Here is a 22,879-nt window from a genome sequence, read left to right as displayed (position 1 = left end):
CCGAAGTCTGCATACTCTTATGCAACCGGAAAAGACTGAAATAGTGGCAAAAACGACCGATAAAATCAATTGTTTTTCCTGATTTCGTTTTCAGTCTATCGTTAAAACATAAACCGTTTCCAATCTGACACCCGCCGAGGTCCAACAGGTCGCCGCCGCCAAAAGCGGCTCTTCCTTCGGAATGGAATCGTCCAGTTCCAGCAAAAACTCATAAGACCGCAAATAGTCCCTCCAATAAAGATTATTGATATTCGCTTCCGTCAACACAAAATCCGTCCACGTTTTCAGATGCGTCCCCTTCGGGTTGGAACTGTACGGCGCATAGCGATACAGCTCCAGTCGAAGAGTAAAAGGAATTTTCAGTTTCGAATCAAACTGGTCCCGCAATTCAATAAAAACACGAAGGGTTTTGGGTGCCTTTGTATCCTGGTCCCTGAGTATCTGCGTCAATCCCCCAAATCGAACAGACGCAGGCGGAAAACCCGTGCTCCCCTGAATCATATCAAAAGCGGGGGGAGGCGATTCACAGCCGCACAACCCCAACACAAACAAAAAACACACCGCAAAAAGTTCCGGAATGAACTGCCGCAGCAGACTGCGATTACTCATCAATATCTTCACGAAGAAGATGTCCAAGACGGACTCTCTTGGTGTGGAGATATTTCCGATTGTGTTCACCCGGCTTGGCCTGCAGAGGGATTTGCTCCACGATATGGATTCCATAAACCTCCAGCCGGCTGATTTTTTTGGGATTATTCGTTAGAATCCGAACATTTCGAAGTCCCAAATCCCGGCAGATTTGAGCCCCAATCCCATAATCCCGCTTATCCGGCACGAAGCCCAGCTTGAGATTGGCTTCTACCGTATCATATCCCTGTTCCTGAAGTTTATACGCATGAAGCTTGTTGGCCAGACCGATTCCTCGTCCTTCCTGCCGCAGATAAATCAGAGCCCCCTTCCCCTCGGCCTGAATCCGCTTCATCGCCTCAACCAGCTGATAGCCGCACTCACAGCGCTGCGAATGAAACAAATCCCCCGTCATACACTCCGAATGCACCCGAATCAGGACCGGTTCCGGATGCTCAATGACCCTTCCCTGTTCATCCAAGTCCCCCACTCCTCCCTTGCAGAGGGCCAGATGCGGCTCTGTCGAACCGGGACTTTCATACCCAATTAGAATAAATTCCCCATAATCCGTCGGCAGGCGAACCTGCTGAATGCGGCGGACCTGCTGTTCCCGCTGAAGACGATACTCAATCACTTTGGCTACCGTTGTCATCTTCAGGGAATGCTTCCTGCAGTATTCAACCAAATCAGGCACGCGGGCCATCGTCCCATCGTCATTTAATATCTCACAGATAACCCCCGCCGGCCTTAGACCCGCCAAACGCATCAGGTCCACCGCCCCTTCCGTCTGGCCGGCCCGCACAAGCACCCCCCCTTTTCGGGCGCGAAGCGGAAAAACATGCCCCGGACGCGCCAAATCAGCCGCCTTAGTATTGGGGGATACGGCAACCTGGATAGTCCTCGCCCGATCCGCCGCACTGATGCCTGTTGTGATGCCTTCCCTCGCATCAATACTGACGGTAAACGCCGTCCCAAGCCGAGCCGTATTTTCCGTACACTGGGGATGAAGCCCCAGCCGATCGCAGTACTCTTCATCCATAGGCAGGCAAATAAGCCCCCGTCCGTGTGTGGCCATAAAATTGATAATTTCCGGGGTTACCAATTCGGCGGCGCACACCAAATCCCCCTCGTTCTCCCGGTCCTCATCATCCACCAGGACAATCATTCGGCCCTGCCGAAGCTCATCCAGAATTTCCGGTATTTCACTGAAAATCGCCATTCAGACCTCGTCGTCCAATCAAAAAAGATAGAAGAAGTATAGCCCCTTCTTCGAAAAATGTAAAGGTTTGTTCAGATACGTAAGCGTTTTTAAAAAAAAGACTTAAAGCACAGCCCCGCCGTCTATTGTCAAAACCTCACCGGTGATCGAGTCGGTTTTGAGAAGAAACAAGACCGCTTCCATCAAGTCCCCCATCAGAACAAACCGCCCTGTCGGAATTTTTTTCCTCCGCTCAGCCGCTTCTTTGCGATTGCGGATTGCCCCCTCAACAATCCCCGGCGCAATTGCATTGACCGTAATGCCGGGTGCCAGCTCTTTGGCCAGGGACCGGGCCGCAGCAGTCAAACCGGCTTTGGCTGCACAGTAAGCAGAATAGTCCCGCCATGGCCGGAGGGCCCCAATATCTGCAAAAAAAAGAACCTTGGCAAAAGGCTTTTTTCGTCCGGAAGAAGGGTGGGCCTTTACAAACAAACGGGTCAATAACAGAGGAATCGTAAGATTCAGATGAATCAGGTCTTCTATCTGCTGTTCCGCGCAGTCCTTCAGCAGAGTTTTCTCGAAAAGACCCGCCGAATGAATCAAAATATCGATTGGACCGTGTCTTTGAGCGTCCTGAAACAGCCGGCGGATTTGCTCGGCATCCCGAAAATCCGATTGAAATGCGAAGGCCCGTCCGCCGTGTCGGCGGATGCCCTGAACAATCTTATTTGCCAGCCGGTCTTGACGATGATACTGACAGAGACACTGGACCCCCTCCTGGGCCAGCGTTTTCGCCAGAAACCGCCCGATTTTTCCGGTCGAACCGGTAATAAGCGCCGTTTTTCCTCGCAAATCCATTCTTGGCATAGTAATTTATCCGGATTCACACATCAAGAAATTTGAAGGGAACATTCTGAACAGGGTTTTCGGATACAGACTTGATGAACCGCCGGATTACAGTATAATAGCCACCCTAAAAGGTTCTGAAATGGCTTTATTAAACGTAAACATTGATCACGTAGCAACGATTCGTCAGGCCCGAAAAACCGACGAGCCGGACCCTGTTTGGGCGGCCGTCGAGTGCGAACTGGCCGGAGCCAACGGCATTACAGTCCACCTCCGTCAGGACCGCAGACACATCAATGACCGAGATGTACGTCTTTTAAAGGAAACCGTCGCCTGCAAGTTTAATCTGGAGATGTCTCTGGCGGAGCCGATTGTCCGGATTGCCGAGCAGATTGTCCCGGACCAGGTCACCCTCGTGCCGGAAAATCGGGCCGAACTGACGACGGAAGGCGGGCTTGACTGCATACAATGCCAAAAACAGATTCAAAAAATCGTCAAGAGAATGCACAAAAAAGGCATTCTTGTCAGCGCCTTTATCCTGCCGCAAGAAAACCAGATTACGGCCGCTGCCGAAGCCGGCTGTGATGCTGTTGAACTGCATACAGGCCTTTACGCCAATGCTAAAACCGATCAAGCCATTGAGCAAACCCTCAATCAGCTGCGGGACGGACGGGATATTGCGTTTGCCGCCGGGCTGGTTGTACACGCCGGACACGGGTTAACCTACCGCAACATTCGGCCCATCGCCCGGATCGAAGGGCTCTGTGAACTGAATATCGGACACAGCATTATCTCGCGAGCTGTGCTGGTCGGTCTGCGGCAGGCGACGGAAGAAATGATTCGATTACTCCAGAACAAATAAGGAAGCAAAAATGTTCAGCGGGAGCATGGTAGCGCTTATTACCCCCTTTCAGGACGGGCAGGTCGATTTTGAAACCCTCGAAGAACTGGTGGAGTTTCATCTGGAAAACGGCACAGACGGCATCGTGCCGGTCGGGACAACGGGAGAGTCCCCCACCCTCAGCTATGATGAACACAAAAAAGTTATCGAATGGGTCGTCAAAACCGTCGGCGGACGAGTCCCTGTGATTGCCGGAACAGGCTCCAACAGCACCGCAGAAGCCATTGAACTGACCGCATTTGCACGGAAAGTCGGGGCCGATGCCTCTCTGCAGGTATGCCCTTATTACAACAAGCCCACCCAAGAGGGTTTTTACCAGCACTTCAAAGCCATTGCAGAAGAAGTAGATATTCCGATTATCCTCTACAACATTCCAGGCCGATGCGGCGGTACTGGGCTGACGCCTCAAACTGTTGCCCGCCTTTCAGAAATTGAAAACATCGTCGCCATTAAAGAAGCCACCGGCTCTCTGGATATGACCAGCGAAATTCTTTCGCTGTGCAATATCACCGTGCTGTCCGGAGATGACTCTCTGACCCTTCCCATCTGCTCGGTCGGCGGCAAAGGGGTCATCAGTGTGATAGCCAATATAGTCCCGGCCGATGTAAAAGCCATGACTGACTTGATTCTCGAAGGCGACTTCGTTTCCGCCCGAAAATGGCACAGAAAACTCTTCCCTCTCGCCAAGGCCATGCTCGGTCTGGCTTCCAATCCGATTCCCATTAAGGCGGCGATGGCTATGCTGAATCTGGCTTCAGAAGAGCTGCGCCTCCCGCTGACTCCTCTGAATGACGCCCAGAAAACACAGCTGAGAGAAATCCTCGTCCAATACGGCATCCTCTCCTGATTCCTAAGTGTTTTTCGGCGTGAAACAACCCCGCCGGCACCGCTTCGGGGAAACAAACTTCGTGTTTTCTTTTTTTCCAAACATCCCAACAAAAAATCAATGCCCGTTCCTTCTCCGTCAGCCCTGCGACTATTTTGGTCCCCCCGGGCCAAAATGGACGTTTTTTCGTATCAGTCTTTCTAAACCCAGATTCCGTCGAGACTCCAAATTGTAAAACGGCCATTCCGGTCAATTTGCCTCGAACTGCCGTCCACCTGTTCTCCGGATGTGTCTTTATTGCATCTTGTTATTCTGCAATATGTTACAAAATTTCCAAAAAGAATCTGTCCGGCTGGCACAGTCCTTGTATTAAAGAAAAGCAGTTAAAGTTCTCTAATACGGACAAGTGAAGATCCCAAAAAATGTACATTGTCGTCAAAACAAATGTTTTAGCAATCGGAGTGCACAAGCGGATCGAATCTCTGAAAGAATTGCCGATTCGGCTGATTTGCCTGAATCGCGGAAATGATGTAATTCGCTCTTTGAAAAATGAAACAGTTCACAGCGTGATCAGTCATTGGCACTTGAAGGATATGCCGGACGGGGCCTTTCTGAAAGGGCTCAAAAGCATCCGTCCTGACATGCCCACGATTGCCGTGATTGAATCCAACAATCCTCAGCAGGAGATTCAGGCCCGTTCGCTGGGCGTCTCCGTCGTGGTCACAGAGGATTGTTCGGAAGAGCATTTCCGGCAGATTGTCTGCGGCGTGCTCGGCTTGCGTGATGCCGCGGTGCTCGAAGACCTCTACGCTGTGAAAGAATTGTAGGAGAAAGAACTGCTCCGGGAAACAGCGGAGCAGAACGGCAGGAGTAAAAAAGCGTCCGGATTCCCGGATGAAGAGAATATCTTTCCTCCTCCTCCAAATGTCGGGCTTGCATGCCAACGAACGGTGGTTGAAGCCCGACACAAAAACAGACGCAGGGCCTCAGGTCCTGCGAAGCAATATCTTTCCTCCTCCTCCAAATGTCGGGCTTGTATGCCAACGAACGGTGGTGTAAGCCCGACACGAAATCAGCCGCGGAGCCAAGCGCTCCGCGAAACAATATCTTTTCCTCCTCCTCCAGTTGGGTTCGACAGCCGCCAGCCGTGACGACTGCGAACCCGACATTATAAACCAGGCAGACATCGGTCTGCTTAACAATAAAATGTGCCGGTTTCCGGCGATGTGAAGTGTGTGTCCAAAACGGACGGGCGGAGACGGAAGCAAACATTTCTCCGCCAATCGGGCCTCAGACAGTCGCCGCTGTTTGAGGCCCGATTTTTTTCCGGCTTGCTATTCTCCCTGCTTCCTGCTACTCTTATTCGGAAGAAAACAGCAGTTCAAAAGGGACATTTTATGGAAAGACCGGTCTATTCGAATGTAGGCAGAAGGGTTTTACTCGTCGCGGTCCTTTTGGGGCTGAACGGCTGTGTCGAACGTCGCCTGACGATTCTGACAGACCCGCCGGACGCCCTGGTGTGGCTCAATGACGAAGAAATCGGCCGAACGCCGGTTACCGTCGGCTTCAACTGGTACGGCGACTACAAAGTCCGCATCGAAAAAGAAGGGTATGAAATCATCCGCACCAACAAGGCGATGAAGCGCCCGCCGGAAGATTATTTCCCCCTCGATTTTCTGGCGGAAGTGCTCTGGCCCGGCACCATTCGTCGGGACATCGCGTGGAGCTTTACGCTTCAGCCCGCCGTCAATCCGACGGCCGAACAGCTGCTTGAGCAGGCGGATGCGTTTCGCCAAAGAGCCGGCCGCGACCTTCCCGCCGCCCCCTGAAACACCGGCCGTCAGAAGGAAATCCGATAGCCCTGGCCGTGAACCGTCTTGATGAGATTTCTGGCCGTCCCAAGCTTTTTCCGGAGGGCGGCGATGTGAACATCAACAATCCGTTCGTTTTCCCCTGATTGAGACGGCCCGGCCGCCTTCAAAAGCTCCGCTCGGCTGCGGACAGCCCCTTCTGACCGAATGAGCTCGGTCAGGATGTTAAATTCCGCCGGAGTCAAATCCACCGGCTTGCCTTCCACAAAGACCTGCCGAGCAGAAGGAAAAACCCGGACGGAACCGGCCGTCAGAATTTCCTGAACGCTGGAAGGGACCGGTTTTGCGCGTCTCAGAACGGCTTCCATTCGAGCCAGAAGCACCTGCATGCTGAACGGCTTGGTAATGTAGTCGTCTGCTCCAACGCTCAAGCCGACAATAATATCCGTTTCCGTATCTTTGGCGGTCAGTAAAATCACCGGAATCGCCGCTGTCTTTTCGCTGTTTTTCAGCCGTGCCGTCAGCTGAATTCCGGATATATCGCCCAGCAGGATATCCAGCAGAATCAAATCCGGCGGCTCTTTCTCAATTTGACGGAGAGCATCCTGGCCGCACAGGGCTGTGCGGACCTGATACCCATGCTGCTCCAGACTCATTCGGAGCAAATCCAGCAGGTCCAGCTGATCATCGACAACCAAAACCGTTCGATTCATACTTTCTATTCTAAAGCAACATTGCAATCTGTCTATAAAAAAAGCCGTCTCCTCAGAAACGGCTTGAAATCTTCTCGTCGGCTGCGTTTTTCTCTATCTGCAGATTGCCCTCCAACTCTGATTCAAATCCTCCAAAAGCGCTATCACCTCCTCAATCATCTTCGAGTCTTTGCGAATATTAGCCTGAGTCAGGTGACGCTGCATAAAATTATAAAGAGCCCGAAGATTTTGAGCAATCTGTCCGCCCTTTTCCATATCCAGAACGGTATTAAGTTCAAAGAGGATGTCCTGAGCTTTGTTAATGTGCTTTCCTTTGGCAACCATATCTCCCCGTCTCAGGTCATCCAGGGCCTGTCGGAGAAATTTAATCGCCCCGTCATAAAGCATCACAATCAGACGACCGCGATTTTGGGTACTGACGGCGGTTTCCTGATAGACATTGAATCCGTTCATGAGCATACTCCGGACAAAGGTTCCTTCCGGCCGGCAAACCGGAGACTTCTTCCGCCCCGCACTGATTTAAAGATTCGGAAGACGGTCGCTTAAACCTTGCGACCGTCCTCCGATTCTATCTTCGATCCTGTCAGAGGCGATTACCGAAGCAGATTCAGCGCCATCTGAGGCATCGTGTTGGCCTGCGCCAGCATCGCCACACCGGCCTGAGCAAGCACCTGCTTACGGGTCAGAGCCGCCATCTCGGTCGCAACATCCACATCCGAAATACGGGACTCAGACGCCATCATATTTTCCGCCTGGATATTGAGCACTTCCGTTGTGCTTTCCAGACGGTTAATCATATAACCCAAGCTGGCCCGAGCACTGTCCTTCCGCTCGATGGCTTCCGTCACCAGAGCCAGTGCCGCCTGAGCATTCGTGCCGTCTGCACCGGCAATCGAAATCGTCGCACTGTCAATCAGGGCCGTGGTCTGGACATCCACAGAGCTCACATCGATGTATGACCCTTCGCCAAAGTGGATTCGGTTGGTGCCTGAAGCACTGTTGAGCATGTTGATGCTGTTAAAGTTGGCGGTTGTTGCAATTCGGTTGATTTCCGCCATCATCTGCTGGAACTCATTGTTCATGATGTTCCGCTGCTGCTCGGAATACGAACCGGTGGCCGCCTGCTCCGCCAGTTCCTTCATACGGATCAGGGCATTATCAATCGTGGCCATCGCTCCTTCCATCACCTGAAGCATACTGATGGCATCCAGAGCATTTCGAGACCCCTGCTTGATGACTGCAATGTCAGCCCGCATCAACTCACGGACCGCCAATCCTGCCGCGTCATCTTTGGCGCTGTTGATACGCTGGCCGGACGACAACCGTTCAATCGACCGAGCCAATGTATCATAGCTCATACCCAGCTGGCGGGCGGCATTTTCCGCCATAATGTTGCTTTTAATTGACAGCATAGTCTGACTCCTTACAAAAAGAAGGTTTGCCTTTGCCCCTGTCAGGACATTTCCAAGGGACGATTCTTTCCACTTTTCAAACAACGCTGCAGAGCCGCCTGCACAGAACAGCCCTGAAACACACTTCCATTATCGAACAGCAAAAAACTCACTTTAGACGCAGAAATCCCCCATTTTCACACTTTTGCGTGAAGGACCGATAGTGCTTGGGATGGCACAGGTGAAAACAAAAAAATGAGAAATAAAAAAATTTTTTCCCGTGAAAAATTTTTTAGAAAAAAAATCAAAAGCCCAAAAACCTATTTATAGGACATACAAACGGTTCTCAGGAATCAGCACAAAAAGACAACACTTCTTTTTGTTTTTTCAGGGAGGGCATAGAAAAATTTATCGGACCGCCGTCAAAAAAGAGAAGAAAAGCACAACGTCCGGTAACATAGAACGAACCAAAGAATTAAAAATATATCCGGAGGACAGCGTTTAAGACAATTTCGATGAAAGGTCGCGAATAAGCCCCTGAAGAACGCTGGGCGGGATATCGCTCAGCTCGGGTTCCGGCCGCTCCGCTCGGGCCATAGCTGCCAGAATCCGCAGCGCTGTCTTCTTGACAGGTTTTAAAGCGAGGAAGGTCTTTTCCGCCGCAGTCAGTTCTCCGTCTGCAATCTGCCGCAAATAAAAAATCACCCGCTTAATCACCTCCTCTTCATCAAGCTCCGCCCCCGCCGTCGAAACTGACGATTCTTCGTTCGGCAGACGGCTCTCATGCAGAATATGCTGAGTCAGGTGATGCGTCTCCCGCATCATCTCCTGGATACGGCTTTCCTCCAGTTCATCGATCGGAGCAAGACGAATCTCCTCCTCATCCTCTGACTTGGGCAGAGGAATATAGCAGCGATGTCCGCAGTACGGACAGCTGCCCCACTTGCCCCCGGCCTGGTCTGGTGCCTTGATTTTTTTCTTGCACGATTCACAGTGAAAGCTGATCGGCATACCAAACTCCCTTACACATCCCTCTCGTTAAGCCCGTTTGCGGGTTCTTTTTCGAAACTCTGCCTGAACGTCCGTCGTAATCCCGCCCCGCGGAGTAAAAGAGGAAGTAATCCGCATCCATCGAGGAGCCGCCGCACCGGACAGGTCATCCAGAATCTCATTGGTCAAATGTTCATAAAAGACGCCCCGGTTGCGATAGCTCTGCAGATAATACTTCAGACTTTTCAGTTCAATGCACTTGCGGTCGGGGATATATTCGATGAGTATCTGCCCAAAATCGGGTTGTCCGGTCTTCGGGCACACACTCGTAAATTCCGGACAGCGGATGGTAATCACATAATCGCGTCGGGGATAGGGATTATCAAACAGTTCAATCGCAGGTTTTTCAACACTCATTTGGACTCCCGGCTGACAATCTGTTATACTGAGTATCTTAACAAAAACCATCTGGATTTCAAGATAAGACTATGAACCTGCAAAAAAAAGCCGTCGTTCTGCTCAGCGGAGGATTGGACTCCGCCACCACCCTGGCCATCGCCCGGCATCAGGGTTTCCGCTGTTATGCACTCAGTTTTCGCTACGGCCAACGGCACGCAGTCGAAATCGAAGCAGCCGGCGCAATCGCCAGGGCCTTAGGGGCTCTCGAACATCGAATTATCACGATTGATTTGACCTCGTTCGGCGGGTCCGCCTTAACGGACCCTGCTTTGGAGGTCCCGAAAACAGGACCGGACCCATCCTCAATCCCTATCACGTATGTCCCGGTCCGAAATCTGATTTTTCTCTCGTACGCGCTTGCTTGGGCGGAAGTACTCAAGGCATTCCATATCTTTATTGGCGCCAATGCAATCGATTACAGCGGCTATCCGGACTGTCGGCCCGAATTCTTCGCGGCCTTCGAAAAAACGGCTAATCTTGCCGCAGCCGCCGCCGTAGAAGGAAAAGGAATCTTTCAAATCCATACCCCCATTCTCCATATGACCAAAGCCGAAATCATCAAGACAGGCCTTCAGCTCGGAGTGGACTACTCACTTACCCACAGCTGTTACGACCCCTCTCCGCAGGGTCTGGCCTGCGGTCTGTGCGACTCCTGCCGTCTTCGTAAAAAAGGATTTCAGGAGGCAGGAGTCCCGGACCCCACCAAATACGTTTCGTGAGAAGATTATGGTTATTACCAAGCATCTGTCCATCAAAACAAACGGAAACACCCAAATTTTGGACATTACAGGCCAAGTGCAGGAAGCCGTAAAAGACTCCGGACTCCAGTCCGGCATCGCTGCTCTGTTTGCCGTCGGCTCGACGGCGGGCTTGACTACGCTCGAATATGAGCCGGGACTCGTTCAAATCGACATCAAAGCGGCCTTTGAACGAATCGCCCCCAGAAACGACATCTATGCCCATGAAAACACCTGGAATGATGACAACGGCCATTCGCATGTACGGGCAGCCCTTCTGGGGCCTTCTCTGACCGTTCCATTCACGGACGGTCGACTGACCCTCGGGACCTGGCAGCAGATTGTTCTGATTGATTTTGACACACGGCCGAGAAACCGAACCATTGTCTGTCAGATTCTTGGCGAAAACGAATCGAAAAAACCGCCGGAGCTGTAACGTTTGGGGCCCCGGAACGTATTACTGGGGGAAACAAACAACCCAAACTGATGGAAAGGGATCTTTTATGAAATGCCGGATACTTATTCTTTGCTTCAGTGCAATTGCCTTCACCGCTGGTGCAGCCCCGTTGAACAAGACGAACATCGGAGCCGATGCCCACTGGGTGATTCATCTGGACCTGGAGGCATTCCGGCAATCCAAATTGGGTACACTGATTCTGACCGATATTCAAACCCAATTCGGTGAAAAAGTTCAAGCCATCCAGGAATTAATCGGCTCGAATGTGTTGACAGATTTCAACCATTTTACCTTATACGGACCGGACCATGAGGAGCAAAATGCCGTGCTGCTGGCCGAAGGCCGATTCAATCCACAGAAACTAACCGCCCTCTTGGCCCTCAATCCCCAATACCAAAAAAGCACCTATCGCGACTACACCTTGTACAGGTGGTTTGCAGAACAGCAAGGCAAAAACCAAGTTGGAACCTTTGCTCGAGAAAACCTCATTGTTATTTCCCAAAATCAGGAATCGCTCCAGCAAGCCCTGGATGTCCTGGATGGAAAACGTCCATCATTGTCTGAAGCCCCCTGGCTGAGCGCCCAGGGTCAGGTCCCCGCGAAACCAATTTTGCTGGCCGCCGCCGGTGGAGTCAAAATTCTGTCTACCAATTACCCCCAGGCCGCCATGCTGAACAAAACCGAGGCCCTGCATCTTTTTATCAATGAAAACGATTCGTCTTTTCATATCAGTCTTCTTCTTCAAATGCCGGACCCGCAAACCGCCCTCCAGGTAGAACAAGCCGTTTTGGGAATGAAAGCCATTTTAACGCTGAGCCAAAACAATCCCTCTTCTCCGCAGCCGAACGAAAACAAAGCAAACCAAAATCATAGTTTCTCTGCAAGCAATCTGTCCCGATGGCTTCCCATCTTGAATAACTGTCAGGTCTCCACCAGCCAAAATGCCGTTACGATTCGCTTCGAAATGCCGTCTGAAACCCTCTACGAGCTCCTCAAACAATGGCGGTCCTCTCCGGAACAGGCGGGCACGCAACCTCAGCAACAGGAAAACCGGACAGGACAATAAACGTTCATTTCAAATTGTTTGTTCATACAAACAGAAAGAATGGGACGGCCCAAAACCGTGTACAAGGAAAAACCCTTCCAACAAGACAACTTGAACAACGAAAAGGCAGCCCTTGCCTTTGAGAAGATTGTGCAGGAATACACCATTCCCCTGATGCGGTTTATCTGCAGTCGGGTTCGCTGTTCGGCTGATGCAGAAGACATCTGCCAGGAAACATTTCTGAAGGCCTTCCGCTCGCGGGATTCTTTCGACGGTCAAAGTTCTCTGAAAACCTGGCTGTTTTCCATCGCCTATCACGAAACCGTCTCCTTTCTTCGAAAAAAGAAAATTCCAACCACCGGCTCTTTCCAGTCCTTATCCGTCGAAAACGCTTCTTCAGATTTGCAGAATCCCGATTCGGAAAACATCTGGCACTGGGCACGGGAGCTCCCGGCGGAACAATACACCCTCCTGTGGCTCAAATACAAAGAAGATCTCTCTACAGAACAAATTGCCCAAATTCTTCGCAAAAGCCGGCTGAATACCCGCGTCATGCTGCACCGGGCCAGACGCCGACTGGCCGAGATACTGCGCCGGAAAGAAACCGGCAGGGATTTTGCTGTCCTTTACCCCAACTCCAAAGGTTTCGCGTATGCGGAAAAGGAGTAAAACCATGTATTGCAGCATCATTAAAAAACAGATAAACCGTTCATTGGATAAGAAAGCCCCCCTGTCCGCCGGAGCCGTCAGGCATCTGGAACGATGCCCATCCTGTCGGCTCTATTATGAAAGTCTGCTTCAAGTAGAAGCAAAACTCCGACGGGAAATGCCGGACCGGCCCGTTGCGGATACCTCCGCTCTTGAAGGAAAGATCCTCTCCAAAATCCGCAGGGAATCGCAGACGGTTCTTGTCCAGCCGCAAACACATCGGCTATTGCGGCCCCTGACTGCTGCCGCCGCTGTGCTGCTTCTGGCCGCACTCTTTGGGCTGCTCCGGAATCTCAATCGCCCTGCCCCCATGAATGTTCCGAAGGAACTCAACCCGTTTCAGCGTGCACTGACTTCTGACCTTTATACAATCCAAAATCAGCTGCTCGCCGACTCGCTTCAGCAGCCGTTCGAAATAGAAATAGACAATCTTGCCAAAGATATGCAGACGGCGGTTCGATTTGTCTCCGCCTGCCTGCCGCAGCCCCCGTGGGGGCCGGAACTGCCCTGACCGCTACAGCAGCGGAGTCAGGGTACGGACAATGCTCTCGCACAAATGACGCCCCAGACCGGCCTGTGCGATTCCCTCCTGACAGCCGCCGAACAGCATCCGAATCCAGGTTTCAACCGCCTCAATCTCCGCCGGACTGTACACACACATTACAATCTCATAATTAATCAGCAAACTCCGGTAGTCGATATTAGCCGACCCGAGGATCGCCATCTGACGGTCCATCAGCATCACCTTGGCGTGCAGCATCCCCGGTGTAAAGAAAAGGACCTTTCCCCCCGCCTGCTGAATCTCCCGAAGCGGAATCCCCCGCCCCCAATCCGCCAGAGGGTGATTGGACCGGCGAGGCAGAATAATCCGCACATCGATGCCCCGCCGTGCCGCCAGCACCAGCGCCTGCGTGAGAGAATCATCCGGCACAAAATACGGCGTAACCACCCAGAACCGCTCCTGGGCCGCATAAACCGCCGTCAGAATTGCATCGTACAGGGCATCATTGGGCACATCCGGCCCGCTCGGGACAACCTGCACGACCGCCTGTCCGCTTCCCTTATCGGCCAATCGCTCCGGACGGATTTCCGGGAGCTGCTGACCGCTGGCAAAATACCAGTCATAGCGGAAAACCTGCGTATAATGCCGCACAGCCGGCCCTTCCAGCGTAAACGCCAAATCCCGCCACCGGCCTTCATACGGCACAGGCCCCATATATTCCCGGCCGATATTTGTCCCTCCCGACAAAACCTTCTTTTCATCCACGACAACAATTTTCCGATGATTGCGAAGGTTTGCCCGGCCTCGAAACGGACGATGAAAGACCGGCATAAAATGAGCATACTGACCGCCGGATTCGAGGAGGGGACGGAGAAATCGTCCCCGTGTATGAAGACATCCTACCCCATCCAGAAGCAGACACACCCGCACACCCGCCCGGGCCTTCTCGGAAAGCACCTCCAGCACTTCAATTCCGCGTTTGTCCTTTCGAAAAATAAAGGTGGCCAAATAGATGGATTCCTGGGCGGAATGAAGCATCTTCATCAGTTCCAGATACGTCTCTTCCCCCGTCCGGCACAGCACCAGATTGTGCCCACCCTCCGCCGGCGGATGCCCATAGGAACGGAGCAGCCGCTCAATCGGCCCCAAATCCCGCTCTTCGCCCTTCTGCTGAATCAGCCCCAGCTCATCTTTCTTTCCGGCCTCCCGGCGGAGTTTTCGCCCTCCGAATATCAGATAAAGCGGCACCCCGATATACGGAATCAGAACCACCGCCAAAAGCCAGGCAATCGTTCCGGAAAAAGACCGCCTCTGCAGAAGAATATACGCCACCAGCAAAACACCCAGCAGAAACCCGGCGATCGCAACGATATTCGTCAGAAGCCAGGCCCAAAAGGCATGCAGGATGTCTGTCATAATCTCCGCAGCTCCTTTCTCAAAACCTCCGAGGACAGCAGACAGACCGTTCACTGAATCTCAAAGGTGATGCTGTAGGCCTCTCCGTCAAACTTCGTATGAATTTTATAACCGGAATTGTAAAAAATCGTCAGCATCGCCTTGTTAATCGGCAGCACCGTTGCATAAAAACTTTTTACGCCGCGCTGGCGGGCAATTTGAACCAGATATTCCAAAAGCAGAGAGCCCATCCCCTTATCCTGCCATTCGTCCTGTACAATAAATGCCACTTCAGCCGTCATTGTCTTGGGGTCCAGAAAATACTGGGCTATCGCCACAATCTCCTCCTGCCCCTCCGGTCCCGGCACCACCCCTACAATCGCCAGATTCTGCTCATAATCCACATTGGTCAGTTTCTGAACATCCTTATGAGGAAACGTTTTCGTATGGGTGAAATACCGCTTCTTCACAGAATCCGGACTGAGCGAATACAGCATCTCCGACAAAGCACTCTCATCAGTCGGCTTGACCGGACGCAGAAAGATTTCGGTTCCGTCCTTGAGCGTCTCATACTTTTCCAGTTCCTGAGGATACCGGACCTTGTCCCATTCAATCTCAATCTGGTCCGGCGAAATGTATTTGCGGGCCTTGGCCGCCTGAATCAGCTCTTTGCGGAATTTCGGATGGGCGATATTGATCAGGGCCAGAGCCCGCTCCCGGATGCTTTTTCCGTGCAGGTAGGCAATCCCGTATTCGGTCACTACATAATGCACATCTCCCCGCGTGGTCACGACTCCCGCCCCTTCCGTCAGCGCCGGCACAATGCGGGAAACCGTATCGTCTTTGGCGGTGGAGGGCATCGCAATAATCGGCTTGCCGCCGCGGCTGCGGGCGCATCCCCGAATAAAATCCACCTGACCGCCGATGCCGCTGTAAAACCGATATCCCAGCGAGTCCGCGCAAACCTGACCGGTCAAATCAATCTCCAGGCCGACATTAATCCCGACCATCTTGTCGTGCTGCGCAATCACAAACGGGTCATTGACATATTCCGTCGGATGAAACTCAAAAAACGGATTGTTGTTGATATAGTCGTAAAGCCGCTGAGAGCCCATACAGAAACTGGCCACCACCCGTCCGTTGTTGATGGTCTTTTTCGAACAGGTCACCGCACCGCATTCAATCAGCTCGATAATCCAGTCCCCGAACATCTCCGTATGAACGCCCAGCTCCTTCTTGTCGTGGAGAAACTCCGCCATCGCCTGGGGAATTCGTCCGATGCCGCATTCAATCGTGCTGCCGTCTTCAATCAGCCGGCTCAGATTCTGCCCGATTCTCCGCAGCACCTCATTGCTCGTCGGCGGCTCCACCGTGATAATCGGCTCATCATACGGCACCATTGCATCAATCGAGTTGACATGAATAAAACTGTTTCCGAGGGTGCGCGGCATATACCGATTGACCTGGGCAATCACATATTTGGCATTGGCCGCCGCTGACTTGACAATATCCACCGACACCCCCAGACTGCACAGCCCGTTGACATCCGGCTCCGTCACGGAAATCAGCGCCACATCCAGCGGAATCCCGCCGCTTTCAAACTGGCGGGGAATATCTGAAAGAAAAATCGGCGTATAATCCCCCACGCCCTCCTCCATCGCCCCGCGCACATTCTCCGCAATGAAAAAGGAGTTCATCTTGAACTTCTCGCGGAATTTGGGCTCCACATAGGGCGCCGCCCCCATCGTCAGCAGGTGAATGATGTGGGCATCGTAAATATGGTCGCCGTATTCCACCAGGGCCTGCACAAGGTGCTGCGGCTGCCCGCAGCCGGTCCCGATAAAAATCCGGTCTCCCGGCTTAATCAGCTTCATCGCCTCACGGGCCGTGCAGACCCGATTCGCATATTTCTGCTTCCAGTCAAAGGACGACATCATCAGAAGACCTCCAAAAACTTCAGGCGGATTTCAGCGTTTTTCGAGGGTCATCATTGCATCCACCGCAATCGGCGTGACCCCCTCTTTGCCGACCACGAACGGGTTGATGTCCATTTCCTTGATTTGGGGAAACTCCGTCACCAGCTGGCTCAGACGCTGCAGGGCCTCTGCAATCGCATCAATATCCACCCCCTCCTCGCCCCGGGCGCCCCGCAGGATATCATACGTCTTGGTGCGGACCAGCATCTCTTTGGCCTCCTCCGCCGTCAGCGGCGCCGGATAAAACGCCACATCCTCCAGCACCTCCACCAGCTTGCCGCCCATCCCAAACATCATCAGCGGACCAAAACGCGGGTCCCGCGTCATCCCCAAAATCACCTCCTTGCCTGTATTGCACATCTGCTCAACGCTGATTCCGAGAATATGGGCATGCGGGGCCTTTTTCGGGATGCGGTACATCATCAAATCAAAGACATCCATCACCTCCTGCTCGCTGGTGATGTTGGTTTTGACCCCGCCGACCTCTGTTTTGTGAATGATATCCGGCGACCAGACCTTCAGAACCACCGGAAAACCGATTTGCCTGGCAATACCGGCGGCCTGCTCCGGCGTTGTAGCGATTCCGCCGGCCGGCGTAACAAACCCGTACGCCTCCAGCACTTCCTTGGTTTCCATCTCCCCCACTTCCATCTGGCCCAGCCGCAGATGCCGCTCAATAATCCGCTCCACCTTCCGGCGGTTCACATTAAACAGTTTCACGACCCGTTTCGGCCGATTCCGCCAGGCATGATACTGCGTCATGACTTTGAGCGTGCGAACGGCACTTTCCGGACAGTCGTACTGGGGAATATGCCCGTCCCGAAGAACCTTCAGCGCCTCAGCGACCCGGCTGGCTCCCAAAAAACAAGCCAGAACCGGTTTGCCCGGCTTTTCGCGAGTCACACGCACAATCGCCTCCGCCGTCGCCACACACGCCGTCATCGCATGCGGACTGAGCAGCACCAGGGCACTGTCCACATTCGGATCATCCAGCACCGTCCGCAAAGCAAACTCGTACCGGTCCTCCAGCGCATCGCCCAACAGGTCAATCGGATTGCGGATGTTGGCCGCCCGAGCCATCTGCTGCGACTGTTCGAGAATCCGCATCGTCTGCTCTGTAAAAACCGCCAGCTGCAGTTTCTCCCGCTCGATGGCGTCGGTCGCCATAATTCCCGCCCCGCCTGCATTGGCTATCACCGCCACCCGCGGTCCGGCTGGACAGGGTTCATACGCAAACGCCTGCGCATAGTAAAACTGATGCTTAATCGACTCACAGCGAATCACCCCTGCCCGTTCAAACACACACTCATACGCCGTTTCCGCCTCCGCCAGACGCCCCGTATGCGACGAAGCCGCCCGAGCCCCGGCCTCCGTAAAACCGGCTTTCAAAAGCAGAATCGGCTTGCGCCGGCTGATCCGCTCGGCCTGCTTGATGAACGCATCCCCGTCTGAAATCGTCTCCAGATAGCCCGCAATCACCGCCGTCTCCGGGTCATCCCCCAGCGCCCGAATCAGCGTCAATTCATCCACATCCGCCTTGTTGCCGATGCTTACCAGTTTGCTGAACCCCATCCCCCAGTTTCGAGCCATATCGACAAATGCCGCCAGCAGAGAGCCGGACTGAGAAAAATAGGCCACATTGCCCGGCTCCGGCAACTCCCCGCCGAAACTGGCATTGATTTTCCTGGACGGCACCATAATCCCGATGCAGTTGGGCCCAATGATGCGGATGCCGGCGGCCCGAGCCGTTTGAAGAATCTCCTGCTCCAGACGAGCCCCCTCCGGCCCTGTTTCCTTAAATCCGGACGAAATGATAATAACCGCCTGAACCCCGATTTCCGCACATTCCTTGATGACCTGCGGGACCAGTTTGGCCGCCACCGCCACCACCACCAAATCCGGAACCGAACCGATGGCCTTCAAGGTCGGATAACACGGCAGCCCCCCGATTTCCGAAGCATTGGGATTGACGGGATAGAGAGCCCCGGGATACCCCGCTTTCTGCATTGCGGCAAACAGCTCATAGCCCACCTTGCCCGGTTTCCTCGATGCCCCCACGATAGCTATAGAACGGGGCTCAAAAAAACGCTCCAAACCCGTCATGGACGATTACCCTTCAAAAGGGGAGTCTTGCTCAAACCGTTGTCGGCCCTTTCTCCGCCTTTGCTCCGGAATCAGAACGTTCCGGAATTCTTTTTCTCAATTTCGCCCCGTAGTTATAATCCGACTTCCAAAATCTGTAAAGGGATTTCCCCGCTTTGGATTGGAATCGTTTCGGCCGGGAAATCTCGTCTTGAAATGCTTGCTTTTTCCAATCAAAACGGTTATAAGATGTTTTTCTATACCGCCGAAGTAGCTCAACGGTAGAGCACGGCTTTCGTAAAGCCGGGGTTGTGGGTTCAAATCCCATCTTCGGCTTCGGGAGGGAGCACAAGTACAAATCGTCCGACTTCGGAAAGGGCTTCTCACGCAGTCGGAGGAAATTTACGCTTGCAGGACACCCAACCCCCTGCTAAAGTACGGAACCTTTAACGAAGGGCGATTAGCTCAGCTGGTAGAGCAGCTGACTCTTAATCAGCGGGTCGCAGGTTCGAATCCTGCATCGCCCATTTAGGCATAAGGCCTTGCAAGGTAAACACTTGCAAGGCCTTTCTGCTTGTCGGTTTCTTACACAAGATACCGGCTGTCCGTCTCCTGGAACGGCCGAATCTTTTTGGCCATCTCTTCGTATCCCGCGCGTCCCATCAGCGCAAACGTGGCCTCTTTGCCCAACTCCACGGCGGGCTGGTCATAGGCGTTAATATGGAAAAGCATGCCGGCCAGCGAAGTCGTCACTTCATAAAGATAGAAAAACTGCCCGACTGTTTCGGGACATACCGAATCGAAAATTACTGTTAAACACGGCCTCTTGTCCTGTATCAGTGCATATTCCGTCGCCAATTTCTCGCTGTTCAGCAATTTGGCCATACTGGCTCGAGCCAAGTACCCCAGCTCCGGTGCCTCCGGCGGACAATCCCCCATCACCACGTCCCGCTTAAACTGCCTGACCTGCAGAAACGTGAAGACCTTATCATTCGGCCCTTCCCGGTACAGCTGCACCTGGCTGTGCTGGTCTGTCGTCCCCAGAGCATTGACCGGAGTCGGCCCTACAAAAACCGCCCTGCCGTCCAAATCCGTCTTCTTGCCCAGACTTTCCGCCCAAAGCTGACGATACCAGTCCGAAAGGTCCTTGAGGGCATGGCAGTACGGCATCATCACCGAAATCCGCTTGCCTCTTTGGTAATAATGCCACTGAATTGCCGCATTCAGGGCCGCCGGATTCGCGAAAAAGTCCGTGCGGCTGACCCGCTCATCCATCTGACGGGCCCCCTCCAAGAGCGCCTCAATATCAATTCCGCAAACCGCCGCACTCAAAAGGCCGACCGGACTGAGCACGCTGAACCGCCCGCCCACGCCGTCCGGCACCTCCAGCGCGCGAAAGCCGGCCTTGTCCGTAATGGCCCGCAGCGTTCCCTTCTTCGGGTCGGTCGTGGCCACGATTTGCTTTTTGTACCCCTCCGGCCCCAGCCGCTCCAGAAGCATCTGCCGAATCACAAGAAACTGCGCCGCCGTCTCCGCCGTCTGACCGGATTTGCTGATGACGTTAAAGACGGTCTTATTCAGCTGGTCTCCAATCCAGTCCAGAAAGCTGCCGAACTGAACCGGGTCCACATTGTCAAACACAAACAGACGCGGCCCTTTGCGCTGTTTGGAATCCAGATTGTACAGATACGGGTTCAGCGCCGTCTGCAGGGCAATATTCCCCAGTGCCGAGCCGCCGATTCCCAATACCACAAAGTTTTCGCATTCCTGCTGAAGCCGGGCCGCCAGCTCCTTGACCTCCTTTGGATACCGGGAATGATACGGCAGGTCCCGATAGGGTATCTTGCCGCTTTTGCGTTCCTGGTTGAGCCGCTCAATCAGCGGAGTTGTCTTCTTCGCCAGGTCAGCAAACTGACCGGAGGTAATCCCGTGTTCAGGCCCCAAAATTTCTTCACAAACATTCTTGTAGTAAAAATGGATATTCTTCGCACTCACAGTTCATTCCCTTAAACAACATACAGTTTACTGAACTTTCACCAGAGACGCATATTTGAGCATTAGAGATTTGGTCGTTCCCGAATCAAAACGCACCACAACGATGCTGTCCTCGCCCAGGTCCAGAAATTCCTTCACGCTGCCCCGACCGAACTTGGAATGCTCCACCCGTTCATTGACGGCAAACTTCGGCCCTGTTTTTTCCAGTCGGCATTTCGGCTCTTTGGACAGGCCGAAATGTCCTTCCCAGTCCTCCGTTCGGTCTCGAACCTGCGTTTCACCGGCAAACCCGATTTCGTAAAGAAACGGCGAGGGGACCGACCGCAGAAACTGCCCCCGCAAAAGCCGATGGCGGGCGTAACTGATGGTCAGCCGGTCCTTGGCCCGCGTCATCCCGACAAAAAACAGCCGCCGCTCCTCCTCCATCTCATCGGGTCCGCCTTCCAGCGAACGCTCATGCGGCAGCATCCCTTCCTCCAGACCGATGATAAACACGCAGGAAAACTCCAGCCCCTTGGCGGCATGCAGCGTCATCAGGGACACTCGTCCGGCATTCGGGTCAAACGCATCCGTATCGCTGTACAGGGCGATGCTCTGGAGAAAATCAGCCAGCGAAGGATTCTCCGCCGTGCGGTCATACTCGGCCGCCGCATTAATCAGCTCGTTGATATTCTCAATCGCTTCCTCATCTCCGGCCTCCTCAAACGCCTCCGACAGACCGCTTTCCGTGAACACAAGGTTCATAATCTCCGACGCCTCCTCGTCCAATTCTTTCCGAAACCGCTCAAAAAGAGCGGCAAACTCCATCAGCCGTTTGCGGGTGCCGGAGGCAATCGTTTCAATCCGTCCGGCCTGTCCGGCCGCCGCCAAAAGCGGCAGACGATTCCGGGAGGCATACTCCTGCAGACGCTCAATCGTCTTGTCCCCGATTCCGCGGCTGTGCGTGGAAACCGCCCGCACAAACGCCACATCATCCGACGGGTTGACAATCAGTTTCAGATAACTGAGAAAATCCTTCACTTCCTTTCGGGCATAAAACTCCACCCCCCGCACCACCTGATAGGGAATCCGCCGGCGGATAAACGCCTCCTCCACGGAGCGGCTCATCGCATTCACTCGGTAAAACACCGCAATTTCCTGCGGATTGACCCCCTGATTGAGCAGACCGGAAACATCCGCGGCCACCTGCTCCGCCTCATCCTGTTCATCCTCGCAGACCCGAATCACCACATCCTCCCCTTCCGGCCGCGTCGGAATCAGCGTTTTGGCCTTGCGTTTCTTGTTGCCCGCAATCAGCCGGTCCGCCCGCCGCAGAATATTCGGCGTCGAACGGAAATTTTCCTCCAGTTTGATCACCGCCGCATTCGGCCAGTCCCGCTCAAACGCCAGGATGTTGCCGATATCCGCCCCGCGCCAGCGGTAAATCGACTGGTCCGGGTCTCCTGTCACACAGATATTTCCATGTGCAGCGGCCAGTCCCCGGGCTATCTGATACTGGGCGTGGTTGGTATCCTGATACTCATCAATCAGCAGATACCGAAACCGGTCGGACAGCTCCTGACGAATCGCAGGAAAATTCCGCATCAGCAGGGCTGTCTGCACCAGCAAATCGTCAAAATCGAGGGCCTGATTGCGCCGCAGAATCTCCTGATATTTTCGATAAATCGAAGCGACCGTCTGCCCGAAAAAGTCATTCACACGGGCCGCAAACGCCTCCTCATCCTCCAGGTCGTTCTTCAGCCGGGAAATGATGGACAGCATCCGCGACGGGGAGAAATTTGACGAGGAAATCTGACAGGCCGCCACCGCTTCCTTCATACAGCGAAGCTGGTCGGATTCGTCATAAATGCTGAAGGTCGGCTCGATTCCCGCCGCCTGTCCGTACCGGCGCAGTATCCGCACACACAGCGAATGAAAGGTGCTCAGATGGCTGCCCGCCGGCACACCCATCGACAGCACACGCTGACGCATTTCCTGGGCCGCTTTGTTGGTAAACGTAATCGCACAAATCTGTGACGGACGCACCCCGCCGTGAATCAGCATCGCGATCCGGCAGGTAATCACCCGCGTCTTGCCGCTGCCCGGCCCCGCCAAGACCAGCAAAGGCCCTTCCCGATGCAGCACCGCCCGCCGCTGCGACTCCGTCAACCCTTCCAGTATCCTCTCCGAATTCATTCTCTTCCCGCAAACACAGACTGCTCTTCATTTCGAAATGCGCAG

General features: G+C 53.6%; 22 protein-coding genes and 2 tRNA genes. 11 read left to right on the top strand and 13 right to left on the bottom strand.

What is annotated here, in order from left to right:
- Window positions 1-90: 90 nt before the first annotated feature.
- The 3 genes from PKY88_04710 to PKY88_04700 all read right to left on the bottom strand — a co-directional run bounded on the left by PKY88_04710 (window position 91) and on the right by PKY88_04700 (window position 2,692).
- Window positions 91-609 carry a hypothetical protein gene (locus PKY88_04710; protein HOQ04493.1) on the bottom strand — a complete coding sequence of 173 codons (519 nt, stop codon included), beginning with the start codon at window positions 607-609 and terminating at the stop codon, window positions 91-93.
- Window positions 602-1,846: a bifunctional 3,4-dihydroxy-2-butanone-4-phosphate synthase/GTP cyclohydrolase II gene (locus tag PKY88_04705; protein HOQ04492.1), complete on the bottom strand. Its 1,245-nt coding sequence runs from the start codon at window positions 1,844-1,846 to the stop codon at window positions 602-604. The genes PKY88_04710 and PKY88_04705 overlap by 8 nt, the downstream gene beginning before the upstream one ends.
- A 102-nt stretch (window positions 1,847-1,948) precedes the next feature.
- On the bottom strand, window positions 1,949-2,692 hold the full coding sequence (locus tag PKY88_04700; protein HOQ04491.1) for an SDR family oxidoreductase: 744 nt from the start codon (window positions 2,690-2,692) through the stop codon (window positions 1,949-1,951).
- A 121-nt stretch (window positions 2,693-2,813) separates the two neighbouring features.
- On the opposite strand from PKY88_04700, the gene PKY88_04695 reads away from it, so the two are divergent.
- The 4 genes from PKY88_04695 to PKY88_04680 all read left to right on the top strand — a co-directional run bounded on the left by PKY88_04695 (window position 2,814) and on the right by PKY88_04680 (window position 6,227).
- Window positions 2,814-3,533: a pyridoxine 5'-phosphate synthase gene (locus PKY88_04695; GenBank protein HOQ04490.1), complete on the top strand. Its 720-nt coding sequence runs from the start codon at window positions 2,814-2,816 to the stop codon at window positions 3,531-3,533.
- 10 nt (window positions 3,534-3,543) lie between these two features.
- Window positions 3,544-4,419: a 4-hydroxy-tetrahydrodipicolinate synthase gene (gene dapA, locus PKY88_04690; protein ID HOQ04489.1), complete on the top strand. Its 876-nt coding sequence runs from the start codon at window positions 3,544-3,546 to the stop codon at window positions 4,417-4,419.
- Window positions 4,420-4,820: 401 nt separating this feature from the next.
- Window positions 4,821-5,225 carry a hypothetical protein gene (locus PKY88_04685; GenBank protein HOQ04488.1) on the top strand — a complete coding sequence of 135 codons (405 nt, stop codon included), beginning with the start codon at window positions 4,821-4,823 and terminating at the stop codon, window positions 5,223-5,225.
- 570 nt (window positions 5,226-5,795) lie between these two features.
- Window positions 5,796-6,227: a PEGA domain-containing protein gene (locus PKY88_04680; GenBank protein HOQ04487.1), complete on the top strand. Its 432-nt coding sequence runs from the start codon at window positions 5,796-5,798 to the stop codon at window positions 6,225-6,227.
- Between the two features lie 11 nt (window positions 6,228-6,238).
- On the opposite strand, the gene PKY88_04675 is transcribed toward PKY88_04680, so the two are convergent.
- From PKY88_04675 to queF, 5 genes are all read right to left on the bottom strand, one after another.
- Window positions 6,239-6,922: a response regulator transcription factor gene (locus PKY88_04675; GenBank protein ID HOQ04486.1), complete on the bottom strand. Its 684-nt coding sequence runs from the start codon at window positions 6,920-6,922 to the stop codon at window positions 6,239-6,241.
- A gap of 93 nt (window positions 6,923-7,015) precedes the next feature.
- Window positions 7,016-7,375 (bottom strand): flagellar export chaperone FliS, encoded by a 360-nt coding sequence (gene fliS / locus PKY88_04670; GenBank protein ID HOQ04485.1) that lies wholly within the window; start codon window positions 7,373-7,375, stop codon window positions 7,016-7,018.
- A 140-nt stretch (window positions 7,376-7,515) separates the two neighbouring features.
- On the bottom strand, window positions 7,516-8,334 hold the full coding sequence (locus tag PKY88_04665) for a flagellin (protein ID HOQ04484.1): 819 nt from the start codon (window positions 8,332-8,334) through the stop codon (window positions 7,516-7,518).
- Between the two features lie 480 nt (window positions 8,335-8,814).
- On the bottom strand, window positions 8,815-9,324 hold the full coding sequence (locus PKY88_04660) for a hypothetical protein (protein ID HOQ04483.1): 510 nt from the start codon (window positions 9,322-9,324) through the stop codon (window positions 8,815-8,817).
- Window positions 9,325-9,351: 27 nt separating this feature from the next.
- Window positions 9,352-9,720: a preQ(1) synthase gene (gene queF, locus PKY88_04655; protein HOQ04482.1), complete on the bottom strand. Its 369-nt coding sequence runs from the start codon at window positions 9,718-9,720 to the stop codon at window positions 9,352-9,354.
- Between the two features lie 71 nt (window positions 9,721-9,791).
- Between queF and queC the strand changes: the two genes are divergently transcribed.
- The 5 genes from queC to PKY88_04630 all read left to right on the top strand — a co-directional run bounded on the left by queC (window position 9,792) and on the right by PKY88_04630 (window position 13,220).
- Window positions 9,792-10,481, top strand: a complete 690-nt coding sequence (gene queC / locus PKY88_04650; GenBank protein HOQ04481.1) for a 7-cyano-7-deazaguanine synthase QueC — start codon at window positions 9,792-9,794, stop codon at window positions 10,479-10,481.
- A gap of 7 nt (window positions 10,482-10,488) precedes the next feature.
- Window positions 10,489-10,935: a secondary thiamine-phosphate synthase enzyme YjbQ gene (locus PKY88_04645; GenBank protein ID HOQ04480.1), complete on the top strand. Its 447-nt coding sequence runs from the start codon at window positions 10,489-10,491 to the stop codon at window positions 10,933-10,935.
- A 67-nt stretch (window positions 10,936-11,002) separates the two neighbouring features.
- Window positions 11,003-12,022 (top strand): hypothetical protein, encoded by a 1,020-nt coding sequence (locus PKY88_04640; protein ID HOQ04479.1) that lies wholly within the window; start codon window positions 11,003-11,005, stop codon window positions 12,020-12,022.
- A gap of 39 nt (window positions 12,023-12,061) precedes the next feature.
- Window positions 12,062-12,670, top strand: coding sequence for a sigma-70 family RNA polymerase sigma factor (locus tag PKY88_04635; GenBank protein ID HOQ04478.1), 609 nt, complete (start codon window positions 12,062-12,064; stop codon window positions 12,668-12,670).
- A gap of 4 nt (window positions 12,671-12,674) precedes the next feature.
- On the top strand, window positions 12,675-13,220 hold the full coding sequence (locus PKY88_04630; protein ID HOQ04477.1) for a hypothetical protein: 546 nt from the start codon (window positions 12,675-12,677) through the stop codon (window positions 13,218-13,220).
- A 3-nt stretch (window positions 13,221-13,223) separates the two neighbouring features.
- Here PKY88_04630 and PKY88_04625 read toward each other — a convergent pair whose 3' ends face one another.
- From PKY88_04625 to PKY88_04615, 3 genes are read right to left on the bottom strand one after another with little or no spacing between them, the layout of a single operon-like run.
- Window positions 13,224-14,627 (bottom strand): phospholipase D-like domain-containing protein, encoded by a 1,404-nt coding sequence (locus PKY88_04625; GenBank protein HOQ04476.1) that lies wholly within the window; start codon window positions 14,625-14,627, stop codon window positions 13,224-13,226.
- Between the two features lie 50 nt (window positions 14,628-14,677).
- Entirely contained in the window at window positions 14,678-16,543 is a 1,866-nt protein-coding gene (locus PKY88_04620) for a GNAT family N-acetyltransferase (protein ID HOQ04475.1), read from the bottom strand.
- A 30-nt stretch (window positions 16,544-16,573) separates the two neighbouring features.
- Entirely contained in the window at window positions 16,574-18,685 is a 2,112-nt protein-coding gene (locus PKY88_04615; GenBank protein HOQ04474.1) for an acetate--CoA ligase family protein, read from the bottom strand.
- A 243-nt stretch (window positions 18,686-18,928) separates the two neighbouring features.
- On the opposite strand from PKY88_04615, the gene PKY88_04610 reads away from it, so the two are divergent.
- Both PKY88_04610 and PKY88_04605 read left to right on the top strand, forming a co-directional pair.
- Window positions 18,929-19,000 (top strand) — tRNA-Thr (locus PKY88_04610).
- A gap of 118 nt (window positions 19,001-19,118) precedes the next feature.
- Window positions 19,119-19,191, top strand: a tRNA-Lys gene (locus PKY88_04605).
- A gap of 58 nt (window positions 19,192-19,249) precedes the next feature.
- On the opposite strand, the gene PKY88_04600 is transcribed toward PKY88_04605, so the two are convergent.
- Together PKY88_04600 and PKY88_04595 are read right to left on the bottom strand one after the other, a co-directional pair.
- Window positions 19,250-20,659, bottom strand: coding sequence for a glucose-6-phosphate isomerase (locus PKY88_04600; GenBank protein HOQ04473.1), 1,410 nt, complete (start codon window positions 20,657-20,659; stop codon window positions 19,250-19,252).
- A gap of 27 nt (window positions 20,660-20,686) precedes the next feature.
- Window positions 20,687-22,834, bottom strand: coding sequence for a 3'-5' exonuclease (locus PKY88_04595; protein HOQ04472.1), 2,148 nt, complete (start codon window positions 22,832-22,834; stop codon window positions 20,687-20,689).
- Between the last annotated feature and the right edge of the window lie 45 nt (window positions 22,835-22,879).

The sequence above is a fragment of the Anaerohalosphaeraceae bacterium genome (genome assembly GCA_035378985.1).
In the GTDB taxonomy this organism is placed as follows: Bacteria; Planctomycetota; Phycisphaerae; order Sedimentisphaerales; family Anaerohalosphaeraceae; genus JAHDQI01.
The sequence above is the reverse complement of the archived record's forward strand: the minus strand, read 5'-3'. Positions and strand labels throughout refer to the sequence as shown.